This window comes from Streptomyces sp. NRRL B-24572 (genome assembly GCF_002156145.1).
GTDB lineage: Bacteria > Actinomycetota > Actinomycetes > Streptomycetales > Streptomycetaceae > Streptomyces > Streptomyces vietnamensis.
The window spans coordinates 1-12554 of the sequence record NZ_MWIG01000618.1; the positions used below are offsets into that span (position 1 = coordinate 1).

General features: G+C 71.4%; 9 protein-coding genes. 8 read left to right on the plus strand and 1 reads right to left on the minus strand.

From position 1 onward, the window contains the following. The 6 genes from CCN56_RS31690 to CCN56_RS31715 form a co-directional block, all read left to right on the plus strand. Positions 1–1482: glycogen debranching protein (locus tag CCN56_RS31690; RefSeq protein ID WP_086831346.1), on the plus strand; the 1482-nt coding region annotated here is incomplete at its 5' end. 109 nt (positions 1483–1591) lie between these two features. Further along, complete coding sequence (locus tag CCN56_RS31695) at positions 1592–2362, plus strand: NUDIX domain-containing protein (RefSeq protein ID WP_041131620.1); 771 nt, start codon at positions 1592–1594, stop codon at positions 2360–2362. Between the two features lie 122 nt (positions 2363–2484). Beyond that, positions 2485–4287 carry an ABC transporter ATP-binding protein gene (locus CCN56_RS31700; RefSeq protein WP_086831343.1) on the plus strand — a complete coding sequence of 601 codons (1803 nt, stop codon included), beginning with the start codon at positions 2485–2487 and terminating at the stop codon, positions 4285–4287. 160 nt (positions 4288–4447) lie between these two features. Continuing rightward, entirely contained in the window at positions 4448–5335 is an 888-nt protein-coding gene (locus CCN56_RS31705) for a FadR/GntR family transcriptional regulator (protein ID WP_086831344.1), read from the plus strand. 376 nt (positions 5336–5711) lie between these two features. Beyond that, on the plus strand, positions 5712–7259 hold the full coding sequence (locus CCN56_RS31710) for an RNA polymerase sigma factor (RefSeq protein WP_052499329.1): 1548 nt from the start codon (positions 5712–5714) through the stop codon (positions 7257–7259). Between the two features lie 143 nt (positions 7260–7402). Further along, positions 7403–8221: a serine protease gene (locus CCN56_RS31715; RefSeq protein ID WP_086831345.1), complete on the plus strand. Its 819-nt coding sequence runs from the start codon at positions 7403–7405 to the stop codon at positions 8219–8221. A gap of 113 nt (positions 8222–8334) precedes the next feature. Here the strand turns inward: CCN56_RS31715 and CCN56_RS31720 are convergent, their stop codons facing one another. After that, positions 8335–8568, minus strand: a complete 234-nt coding sequence (locus CCN56_RS31720; protein ID WP_017237643.1) for a hypothetical protein — start codon at positions 8566–8568, stop codon at positions 8335–8337. 432 nt (positions 8569–9000) lie between these two features. Between CCN56_RS31720 and CCN56_RS31725 the strand changes: the two genes are divergently transcribed. Next, positions 9001–11118 (plus strand): type IIA DNA topoisomerase subunit B, encoded by a 2118-nt coding sequence (locus tag CCN56_RS31725; RefSeq protein ID WP_041131625.1) that lies wholly within the window; start codon positions 9001–9003, stop codon positions 11116–11118. A 307-nt stretch (positions 11119–11425) separates the two neighbouring features. Continuing rightward, positions 11426–12508 (plus strand): sensor histidine kinase, encoded by a 1083-nt coding sequence (locus CCN56_RS31730; RefSeq protein WP_256962282.1) that lies wholly within the window; start codon positions 11426–11428, stop codon positions 12506–12508. The last annotated feature ends 46 nt before the right edge of the window (positions 12509–12554 follow it).

The window sequence follows — 12554 nt, forward strand, 5'->3', positions numbered from 1 at the left end:
CCGCCGCCCATGGATTCCCTGGCGGCGGCGGGAGTACTGCGCTGGGAAGCCGAGCTGGCGCCCGGAGCGGCGTTCACACTCCGGCTGCGCGTGCGCGGGGAGTGGGCCGCCCGCCCCACCGCCTCCTCGGGTGCGGGCTCCGGGCGGCCCGGCGGCCACCTCCTTGCCGAGGCCCGCGCCGAGGGCGACGATCCGAGGCCGGGGGAACTGCTCCGCGCCTCCGTGGAGGACCTGCGGGCCCTGCTCCAGCGCGACCCGGCCCACCCCGCGGACGTGTACCTCGCGGCCGGCGTCCCCTGGCGCTGCGGACCGGCCACCGCCGAGGCCCTCTGGGCGGCCCGCATGTCCTTGCCCCTCGGCACCCGGCTCGCCGCCACCACCCTGCGTGCCCTCGGGCGCACCCAACTCTCCGGCAGTGGACCCGAGTCCGGCCGCCTTCAGGGACCGCTCAGGGACGCGGGCCCCCACCTTCCGCCCCGCTGCACGGGCATCGAAGCCACCCTCGCCTTTCCGGCCGTGCTCGCCGAGGCCCGCCGCTGGGGGCTCCCGTCCGCGGACCTGGAGGAGCTGCTTCCCGTGGCGGAGCGCTGCCTCGACTGGCTCCGGCGTACAGTCGGCCGGGACGGGTTCGTGCCGGACCCGGGGCCCGCCGGGCCCTGGCGGGCCGAGACCCAGGCACACGCGCACCGCGCCGCCCTGCTCGGTGCCGACCTCCTCGACGGCTGCGGTCGGCCCGGGGGAGACGCCCTGCGCGACGCGGCGAGGACCCTGCGCGAGCGGTTCCGGCGAGAGTTCTGGCTCGACGACCCGGCGGGGGGCCGACCCGCCGTCGCCCGCGCACCGGAGGGACGGACCTGGCCCCAGCTGGGCGGCTGGGCCGCGCACCTGCTCGACACCGGGCTGCTGGGCGGCGGCCGGTACGCACCCGGCCTCCTGGACAGGACGGAGAGCGAACAGGTGGCCAGGCTGCTCGGCACCCCGGCGCTCGACTCCGGCTGGGGACTGCGCAGCCTGGGGACCAAGGAGCCGGGCCACAACCCCTTCGGTCACCGGGCCGGAGCGGTACGGGTGCACGAGACGGCGGTCGCCGTGGCCGGTCTCGCCGCCGCCGGTCACGAGAAGGAGGCCGCCTCCCTGCTGCGGGGGCTGCTCGACGCGGCGGAGGCCTTCACCCATCGGCTCCCCGAGATGTACGCGGGAGAGCAGCGGACGACGGGCGGACGCCCGGTGCCTCACCCGGCGGCGTGCCGGCCTGCGGCCGTCGCGGCCGCCGGAGCGGTCCATGCGCTGCTCGCCCTCGCCGGCATCAGACCCGATGCGCCGGGCCGGTCCGTGTCGGTGCACCCGCTGGCCTCGGCCCCGCTCGGCGCGATCCGGTTGTCGGGGCTCGTGGTCGCCGGCGAACCCTTCGCCGTGCGGGTCGGCAGGTTGGGTCTCGGTATGGTCGAGGAGGCCGCAGAGGGCCTTCAGCTGGGGGTGTGACGAGATGCCGGGTGCTGAGACGAGGGGAGCCCCGCGGCGCGGTGAGGAAGTCGTGGCCGATGCTTCCGCGAGGCGTGTTTATCGTCAGGAAGACGACTATGATCGCGGCATGCCTCCCTACGACCCTTCGGCCTTCCCTCCCTTCGCCGTGACCGTCGATCTGGTCGTGCTCACCGTGCGGCGCCACGCACTGTGCACCCTGGTCGTGCGGCGAGGAGAGGCGCCGTACCAGGGGCGTTGGGCGCTGCCCGGCGGTTTCGTCCAGGCCGACGAGGACCTCGGTGCCGCGGCGGCGCGCGAGCTGGTCGAGGAGACCGGCCTCTGCGCCCATGATCCGGCCGCCCCGCCGCCCGTACCGAGCAACGGCGCACACCTGGAGCAGCTGGCCACATACGGGGCTCCCGACCGCGACCCGCGGATGCGGGTGGTGAGCGTCGCGCACCTGGCGCTGGCACCGGACCTTCCCGCGCCGCGTGCGGGCGGTGACGCGAACAGCGCCCGCTGGGCCCCGGTCGAGGAGCTCCTCGGCGAGGACGAGACCGCCGCGGCCGAGGACGGAGGGCCGGGGGCACTCGCCTTCGATCACGCCCGGATCCTCGCGGACGGGGTGGAGCGTGCCCGCTCCAAGATCGAGTACTCCTCCCTGGCCACGGCCTTCTGCCCGCCGGAGTTCACGGTCGGAGAACTGCGACGCGTCTACGAGGCCGTCTGGGGCGTGTCCCTGGACCCGCGCAACTTCCACCGCAAGGTGACCGGCACGCCCGGCTTCCTGGTCCCGGCCGGAGGAACCACGACCCGTCAGGGAGGGCGCCCCGCGCAGCTCTTCCGGGCAGGTGGGGCCACTCTTCTCAACCCGCCGATGCTGCGTCCCGAGGTCTGAGAGCCGTGCGCGTCCGGCACTCCTGGGCGCCAAACCTGCACTGAAAGTCCGAAATGTGGCGTTATCTTGCTGCGGTAGCGCCGCCCTGCCGCGGAGCGGTGTCACCTACCGCGAGAGAAGCGATGCTCCAGGCAATCGGACTGACCAGCACTCCCCGCCGCGATCGCCCGCCCGCCGTGGACGATCTGACCTTCGACGCCCGGCCGGGCGCCGTGACCGCGCTCCTCGGCCCCCGGGGATCCGGCAAGACCACCGCGCTCCGGCTCATGCTCGAACTCGAGCCGGGCCGTGGGATCACCTACTTCCGCGGCCGGCCGCTGCACCGCATCGCCCACCCCCCTCGCGAGGTCGGCGTGCTCCTCGGTGACGTCCCCGGGCACCCCTCCCGCACCCTCCGGGGGCAGCTCCGGATGCTCTGCGCCGCCACGGGAGCCCCTGCCGCACGGGTCGATGAGCTGGTGCGGGCCGTGGGTCTTACCGGCCTGGAGCGCCGGCGGATCGGCACCCTGCCGATCGGTGCGGATCGTCGACTCGGGCTCGCCTCGGCCCTGTTGGGCACCCCCCACACCCTGCTGCTCGACGAGCCCGCCGCAGGTCTCTCCGTACCCGAGAGCGAGTGGCTGTACGGGCTGTTGCGCGCGCACGCCGCGGAAGGGGGAACCGTGCTGTACACCACGGAGGATCCCAAGGACGCGGCCCGCAACGCCGACCGTGTCGTCACCCTCGACGGGGGTCGGCTCGTCGCGGACCAGGAGGCCGTCGAGTTCGCCCGTACCCGCTTGCGTCCCCGGGTCGTCGTCCGGACCCCGCACGCCGCACGCCTGGCCGCGGTCGTGACCCAGGAGGCCAGGGCCGCCCGTCGTCCCGTCGAGGTGGTCGCCGAGGACGGCAATCGTCTGTCGGTCTACGGCAGTGACTGCGCGGCCGTCGGCGACACCGCCTTCCGGCACGGCGTACCGATCCACCGGCTCGCCGACGAAAGGGGAGGCGACGGCGGCGCTGTGGCCGCCGGGCATGCGTGGCAGGCTTCGGGAGGCGAGGGGGCCGGGAGCTCCGCGAGCCGTGTCGCCACGCCGGCGGGTGCCGGGCAGCCCCCGGCGGCCGCGGGACGGGAGACCGCGGGCGGACGGCGAGGTGCCGTCCGGAGGCCTCCGCGCTCACCCCTGCGCCCGCTGCGGTACGAGGTCCACCGGCTCCTGGGTGTGCCCTCCACCCCGCTCGTCGTGGCCGGCGTCCTGCTCGTCTCCGTGACGCTCGCCCTGCTCCTCGGCCGTGGCGGCCGAGCCGAGCTGCCCGCCGTCCTCGCCGGCTGGCCTGCGATCTCCCCGCTGCCACCCGCGGCCCTCGGCGCCGGGCTGCTCGGCGCCTTCGCCTTCGGCGAGGAGTACCGCTATCCCGCGCTCACCACGGGGCGCGGAGCCGTGCCCCGCAGGCCGGGCCTGCTGCTCGCGAAACTCGCCGTGGCCGCGGTCGTGGCCCTTGCGATCGGAGTGCTCGTCGTGGCGGTCGACCTCTCGGCCCTGCGGTTCGTCCACGGCGGCGAGTTGGTCCCCGTGCCGAGGAACTGGCCGACCCTCTGCGCGAATTGGCTGGGTCTGGTCGTCGGCTGCGCATGGGCCGGGGTGCTGGGGGCCGGAGTGTTCCGGGCCGCCGCGGCCGGGGTGGCGGCGGTGCTCGCGGTGCCGGTCGCCTTCGTTCCGCTGCTGCAGAAGGTGCTGACCGGGCCGTCGGTGCGCTCGGCGGCCGGACTCCCGGCGAGGCTGCGCGAGTTCGCGGGACCGCAGTGGTCCCCGGCCCTGGACCGGTGGCTCGCGGGGGTGCTGCGGGTGGTCGGACAGCCCGCGGGGGTGGCGCTCTCGCTGACGTTGACAGGGCTGCTCTGCGCCTATGTGTTCACCGGCCTTCGCCGCAGGGCTCGTTGGTGATCACTTGCGGACCTAAAGGTTCCGGTTCCTCGTCAACTTCCTTGAAATCCGCCGCGTATGCCCGATTAATCGTCAATTGTGTAGGGGGTGCCGATCACCCTTTCGTGTGCTTTTCACCAAAGACCTCAAGGGTCACGGAGGCAACGCCGACAAAGGATGCGTGAGTACCCTTGCGCACACCATGATGACCGCCGCCCGCCCCGTCGACTCAGGCCTCGGCGCCCCGGGCGATCTCGACCGCTACCCCTACCCGGAGGCGCCCACCGCCGGTCGTGTGGGCCCGCCCGCCTGGGAGGGGGTGGACACCGACCTGGGCCGAGTCGGCCGCCGGACCGCCGGCAACCGGGGCCGCGGGTTGCACGGGCAGCTCGTCCAGCAGCTCGGCCAGATGATCGTCTCCGGCGACCTCGGCGCCGACCGTCCGCTCGTCCCCGAAGAGATCGGCCAGCGGTTCGAGGTCTCGCGCACCGTCGTGCGCGAGTCGCTGCGCGTGCTGGAGGCGAAGGGGCTCGTCAGCGCCCGCCCGAACGTCGGTACGCGGGTCAGGCCCGTCAGCGACTGGAACCTCCTCGACCCCGACATCATCGAGTGGCGCGCCTTCGGCCCGCAGCGCGACGACCAGCGCCGCGAGCTCAACGAGCTGCGGTGGACGATCGAGCCCCTCGCCGCCCGCCTCGCCGCCGGGCACGGCCGCGAGGACGTGCAGCAGCGCCTCGCGGACATGGTCGAGATCATGGGGCACGCGTTCGCCCAGGGCGACGGCATCACCTTCTCCCGGGCCGACACGGAGTTCCACTCCCTCCTCATCCAGCTGGCCGGGAACCGCATGCTGGAGCATCTCTCCGGCATCGTCGCCGCCGCGCTCCAGGTCTCCGGCGGCCCCGCCACCGGCTGTGACCGGCCGAGCGAGGCCTGCCTGGCCCACCACGCCCGGATCGTGGACGCGCTCGGCGCCGGGGACGCCCACGGAGCCGAGAACGCCATGCGGCAGCTGCTCACGGTCCACCCCGAGGTGGAGCGCGTCGTCCCCGCCCCTCGCGAACACTGACCCGCGGGCCGTGGCCAGGAGCGCGGAGGCGCACGCACCGCGTGCCGCCGGGTCCGAGCACCACCCGGGGGGCGACAGGGTCTCCCCGGGTGGCGCCCGGGTTCCGGAGGTGCGAATGTGCCGTGATCGACCGCACTGGCCGTTTCGTCGCAAATGAGGTGTGACTCGGGCCACGAAGATTGGGCGTAACACTCCTCCGAGCCGTGCGATGACCTAAGAGGTGACAGCCGAGGAAGGAATACAGCAGCCGACAGAGGCGCTGTGCAGTTCCCCGGTCCAGCCCGCGCCGTCGGCACATTCCCCGTCGACGGTCGTCGGCTCCAGCCCGATCCAGGGCGGGGCCGGAAGCCGTTTCCATCGTTCCGAGAGGTTGTTCGTGTCGGCCAGCACATCCCGTACGCTCCCGCCGGAGATCGCCGAGTCCGAGTCTGTGATGGCGCTCATCGAGCGGGGAAAGGCTGATGGGCAGATCGCCGGCGATGACGTGCGTCGGGCCTTCGAAGCTGACCAGATTCCGCCAACCCAGTGGAAGAATGTTCTGCGCAGCCTCAATCAGATCCTCGAGGAAGAGGGTGTGACGCTGATGGTCAGTGCAGCGGAGTCGCCGAAGCGCGCCCGCAAGAGCGTCGCAGCGAAGAGCCCGGCCAAGCGCACCGCCACCAAGACCGTCACCGCCAGGACGACCGTGACGAAGACCACCGTCTCGGCCTCCACGGCCGCCGCGGCCGAGGGCACCGACCCGGCCGACGAGGCCGGATCGCCCGCCAAGAAGGCGGCCGCGAAGAAGACCGTCGCCAAGAAGGCGGTGGCCAAGAAGACCGTCGCCAAGAAGACGGCGGCCAAGAAGACCACGTCCAAGAAGGACGCCGACGAGCTCATCGAGGGCGAGGAGCTCCTCGAGGACGTCGCGCCCGGCAAGGGTGAGGACGAGGAGACCGAGGGCGAGAGCAAGGGCTTCGTCCTGTCCGACGAGGACGAGGACGACGCGCCGGCCCAGCAGGTCGCCGTCGCCGGCGCCACCGCCGACCCGGTCAAGGACTACCTCAAGCAGATCGGCAAGGTCCCGCTGCTCAACGCCGAGCAGGAGGTCGAGCTCGCCAAGCGCATCGAGGCCGGTCTGTTCGCCGAGGACAAGCTCGCGAACTCGGACAAGCTCGCCCCGAAGCTCAAGCGCGAGCTGGAGATCATCGCCGAGGACGGCCGTCGGGCCAAGAACCACCTCCTGGAGGCCAACCTCCGACTGGTGGTCTCGCTGGCCAAGCGCTACACCGGCCGCGGCATGCTCTTCCTGGACCTGATCCAGGAGGGCAACCTGGGTCTGATCCGCGCCGTCGAGAAGTTCGACTACACCAAGGGCTACAAGTTCTCCACGTACGCCACCTGGTGGATCCGTCAGGCGATCACCCGCGCCATGGCCGACCAGGCCCGCACCATCCGTATCCCGGTGCACATGGTCGAGGTCATCAACAAGCTCGCGCGCGTGCAGCGCCAGATGCTCCAGGACCTGGGCCGTGAGCCCACCCCGGAGGAGCTGGCCAAGGAGCTCGACATGACCCCCGAGAAGGTCATCGAGGTCCAGAAGTACGGCCGTGAGCCGATCTCCCTCCACACCCCGCTGGGTGAGGACGGCGACAGCGAGTTCGGCGACCTCATCGAGGACTCCGAGGCGGTCGTGCCGGCCGACGCGGTCAGCTTCACGCTCCTCCAGGAGCAGCTGCACTCCGTTCTCGACACGCTCTCCGAGCGCGAGGCGGGCGTCGTCTCCATGCGCTTCGGCCTCACCGACGGCCAGCCGAAGACGCTGGACGAGATCGGCAAGGTCTACGGCGTGACGCGAGAGCGGATCCGCCAGATCGAGTCGAAGACGATGTCGAAGCTCCGTCACCCGTCGCGCTCGCAGGTCCTGCGCGACTACCTCGACTGATCCGTACGAGGTACGCAGAGGCACACGGAAGGGCCCGGTTCCCCGAGAGGGGGAGCCGGGCCCTCCGGCTTTGCGCGGGTGCACGGCGGGGACACGTGCTGGACGCTGGGTGAACCGACATCACCCGAGAGTCAGGAGGCTCCATGCGTGGTTCCCTCATCCGAGCATTGACGGGTGCTCTGGGCCTGATCACCGCGGCGGCGGGACAGCTCGCCACCGCCGGTCCCGTCGCCGCCGACAGCGTCGTGGTGGGTGGCCGGCCGGCCCGGATCACGGACGCGCCGTGGGTTGTGGCGCTGTCCAGCCGTGACCGGTTCGGGGGTACGCGTGCGGGGCAGTTCTGCGGGGGTGTGGTCGTCGCCCCGACCAAGGTGCTCACGGCGGCCCACTGCCTGGGACGTGAGGTCCTCGGCGGTGAGCCGTGGGAGGTGCGCGACTTCGTGGCCATCGCGGGCCGTGCGGCGCTGAGCGGGCAGGGGGGCCAGGAGGTCCGGATCTCGGACGCCTGGGTCAATCCCGACTACGACCCGACGACCAACTCGGGCGATCTGGCCGTGCTGACGCTGGTCAGCGCACTGCCGCAGTCGTACGTGATCGGCGTCGCCCACTCGGGAGACGCGGCGTACGCGCCCGGCACGGAGGCGGACGTCTACGGCTGGGGTGACACGACCGGCAACGGGGCCTACGCCTCCACGCTGCGGACGGCGCGCGTCCAGGTGCTGCCGGACTCGGCGTGCGAGCGGGCGTACCCGGGCGGTTTCGGCGTCCGCTACCAGCGCGGGACGATGCTGTGCGCGGGCGACCCGCAGGGCGGGAAGGACGCCTGCCAGGGAGACAGCGGGGGTCCGCTGGTGGCCAAGGGGCTCCTCGTCGGCCTGGTGTCCTGGGGCAGTGGCTGTGGGCAGGCGGAGAACCCGGGTGTCTACACGCGCGTCTCGGCGCTGCTTCCCGAGCACTTCTGAGCCAGGGAGGGGGGCGCGGGGTACGAGAACGGGCGGTCACCCCTGAACATGAGGGGGTGACCGCCCGTCGTCCGATCAGCGCGACCGGCCCTGGGCTCGTCGTAGATGGCGCGTCAGGCGTGGTCTTCGCCCTGCGTACGGGCCGGCACATCGGTGAGCCGATCCGTCTCATCCTGTATCTCAACGGCGATCTTCTTGAGTTCCGGCTCGAACTTACGTCCGTGGTGGGCGCAGAAGAGCAAGTCACCTCCGCTGGTCAGGACGACACGCAGGTATGCCTGGGCGCCGCAGCGGTCGCAGCGGTCAGCGGCCGTCAGGGGGCTCGCGGGGGTCAGAACAGTAGTCACGTCGCCTCTTCTCTAGCTCGACGAGCTGTCGTACCAGGGTCAACATCCAACCAGGCCGAAAACGTTCCCGCTCGTGGCTTTTCCTTGAAACTTCTTCCCAAGGTGGCTGTCTGCTGCCGGTTGGCGGCGAATGAGCCGTATTGCGTCGCTCTACGGATTTCGCGTTGCTTGTGTCGGTTAGCCCTCCCGGCGGGTTGCCGGTTGTTCATGAGGACGTGCCCGGAGCCTAAATGGTTCATGCCTGGAAGGGAACGTGATGTTCACGTCACCCCATCGAGGGATCGAACATCCATGCGACGCTGGACTAGCATGAGGAATCCGGGAGGGTGGCGTGGCAACGGCTCTACCAGGCATCGGTACCCTCTGAGCGGTGACCGACGCCGGGCCTTACCCCACGGGGCCAGATTTCAAATTCAGCGAGGAGCGAACCGCGTGACCGCCGAAACGTCCGTGCCGTCCAGTGCGCTGCTGACCGCAGACCGTGACGGTTCCAACTACACCGCGCGGCACCTGCTCGTACTCGAAGGGCTCGAAGCGGTCCGCAAGCGCCCCGGTATGTACATCGGGTCCACCGACAGCCGCGGCCTGATGCACTGCATCTGGGAGATCATCGACAACTCGGTCGACGAGGCCCTCGGCGGCTACTGCGACCACATCGAGGTCATCCTCCACGACGACGGCTCCGTCGAGGTCCGGGACAACGGCCGTGGCATCCCGGTCGACGTCGAACCGAAGACCGGTCTCTCCGGCGTCGAGGTCGTCATGACCAAGCTGCACGCCGGCGGAAAGTTCGGCGGCGGATCGTACGCGGCGTCGGGTGGTCTGCACGGCGTCGGCGCCTCCGTGGTCAACGCCCTGTCGGCCCGCCTCGACGTCGAGGTCGACCGGAACAGCGCGACCCACTCGATCTCCTTCCGCCGCGGTGTCCCCGGCATCTTCACCGAGCAGGGCCCCGACAGCCCCTTCGATCCGGCCAACGGCCTCGTCAAGGGCAAGCGCGTCCCCAAGACCCGCACCGGCACGCGGATCCGCTACTGGGCGGACCGGCAGATCTTCCTCAAGGACGCCAAGCTCTCCCTGGAGACGCTCCACCAGCGCGCCCGGCAGACCGCCTTCCTCGTCCCGGGCCTCACCATCGTCGTCCGCGACGAGCGGGACCTGGCCGACATCGGCAAGAGCGAGGAGACATTCCGCTTCGACGGGGGCATCAGCGAGTTCTGCGAGTACCTCGCGCAGGACAAGGCCGTCTGCGACATCCAGCGCCTCACCGGACAGGGCACCTTCAAGGAGACGGTCCCCGTCCTCGACGAGCGCGGCCACATGACGCCGACCGAGGTCACCCGTGAGCTCGCCGTCGACGTCGCCCTGCGCTGGGGCACCGGCTACGACACCACGGTCAAGTCCTTCGTCAACATCATCGCCACCCCCAAGGGCGGCACCCACGTCTCCGGCTTCGAGCAGGCCATCACCAAGACGGTGAACGAAGTGCTGCGCTCGGCCAAGATGCTGCGCGTCGCCGAGGACGACATCGTCAAGGACGACGCCCTGGAGGGGCTCACGGCAGTCGTGACGGTCCGCCTCGCCGAGCCGCAGTTCGAGGGGCAGACCAAGGAGATCCTCGGCACCTCCGCCGCTCGCCGGATCGTGGCGAACGTGGTGGCCAAGGAGCTCAAGGCCTTCCTCACCTCCACCAAGCGGGACGCCAAGGCGCAGGCCCGCGCCGTGCTCGAGAAGGCCGTCGCCGCGGCGCGGACCCGGATCGCGGCCCGTCAGCACAAGGAGGCGCAGCGCAGGAAGACCGCGCTCGAGTCCTCCTCGCTGCCGGCCAAGCTCGCGGACTGCCGCAGCGACGACGTCGAGCGCAGCGAGCTCTTCATCGTCGAGGGAGACTCCGCCCTCGGTACGGCCAAGCTCGCCCGGAACAGCGAGTTCCAGGCCCTGCTGCCGATTCGCGGCAAGATCCTCAACGTCCAGAAGTCGTCCGTCTCGGACATGCTCAAGAACGCCGAGTGCGGGGCGATCATCCAGGTCATAGGAGCGGGCTCGGGCCGCACCTTCGACATCGACGCGGCCCGCTACGGGAAGATCGTCCTCCTGGTCGACGCCGACGTCGACGGCGCCCACATCCGCTGCCTGCTGCTGACCCTGTTCCAGCGCTACATGCGGCCCATGGTCGAGCAGGGACGCGTCTTCGCCGCGGTGCCGCCGCTGCACCGGATCGAGCTCGTCCAGCCCAAGAAGGGCCAGGACAAGTACGTCTACACCTACTCGGACAACGAGCTGCGGCAGACCCTCCTGGAGTTCCAGCGCAAGGGGGTCCGCTACAAGGACGCCATCCAGCGCTACAAGGGTCTGGGCGAGATGGACGCCGACCAGCTCGCGGAGACCACGATGGACCCGCGTCACCGCACCCTGCGCCGGATCAACATCGGCGACCTGGACGCGGCGGAGCAGGTCTTCGACCTCCTCATGGGCAACGACGTGGCGCCCCGCAAGGAGTTCATCACCGGCTCGGCGGCGACCCTCGACCGCTCGCGCATCGACGCCTGAGGAACTCCACCCGTGGGTGGAGCCGCAAGCTCCACCCACGGGCCGATCACACGGTCGGCGACTCTCCGTAGCATTGAAGCGTCGGAGGGGGACGATGACGATGACGGGCGAGAAGCGCGATCGAGGATTCGCGAGCACAGGCACGAGCACTGTCACGCATGCGGACGTAGGCGCAGGCGCGAGGGTGAGGGAACCGGCGGGGACGAGTGGCAGGGGGGCGCTCGGCACCTCATGGCGCTCCTGGCCGTCACGGGAGGCGCTCACCCGCGTCGGTTCCCCACGGGGGCGAATCGTCCTCGACTACACCATGATCGCGGGTCTGAGTGTCTTCGTGGTGACAGGCTGCTACACCTCGGGCGCGTTCGTCGGCTGGTACGCGCCGTTGCCTCCGCTGGGGTTCGGCCTCTGCGTGGTGGCGGCGCTGCGGTATCACCACACGACCCTCGACCATCGTCTGGCGGCCTCGCTGGGACTGCTCGCGGGGATCGCGCTCTGTGGCCTGGGGGCCTATGCGGCGGGCGCCCCGACGCCTGCGACGGTGATCTGGATCGTGGTCTCGGTCATGGCGATGGAGCGGTTGCCGCTCCCCGTGGGGCTGGCGACCGTGGCGGTTCTCGTGGCCGGGTTCGTGGAGGCCGACGAGACCGGGATTCTCGGGGCCGGCGTCACCACCGTGGCCGTGCTGCTCGCCGGGTACTCCCTCCGGCTGGACGCCGAGGCGCGGGGGGCCGGATTCCAGCTGCTCGCCCAGGAACGGCTCGCCCGCGAGGCGGAGGCCGCCTCGGCGGCGCTCGCCGAGCGGGCCAGGATCGCCAGGGAGATACATGACGTGCTCGCCCACAGCCTCTCCGCGCAGATGGTGCACCTGGAGGTCGCACGGCTCCAGATCGAAGCCGGGGCGGACCGCGCGGAGATCCTCAAGCTCGTGACCTCGGCCCGTTCCATGGCCAGGGAGGGCCTCGCCGAGACCCGCCACGCACTCTCGGCCCTGCGCGGGGACATGGCGCCCGTCGAGGACTATCTGCGGGAGTTGGCGCGGGAGGACCGCGCCGAGGTCGATGTCACCGGCGAGCGCCGGGACCTGCCCGCCGAGGCCTCGCAGGCGGTGCGGCGGGTCGCACAGGAAGCTCTCACCAATGTCCGTAAGCACGCCCCGGGCGCCCGGACCAGAATCCGATTCGCCTACGGGACGGACGAGGTCTCCCTGGAGATATGCGACTCAGGACCGCCCCGGACGGACGAGGATGCGCGGGTGGGGGAGGGACTCGGGTCCTCCGGCTCCGGGTACGGGCTGCTCGGCATGAGGGAGCGGGCCGAGCTGCTCGGCGGAAGCCTGGACGCGGGGCCCGAGGGACCCGGGTTCACGGTGCGGTTGCGGGTGCCGGCATGAGCGCCGCGGACGGTGACCGTGTCGCACGGGTCGTCGTCGCCGACGA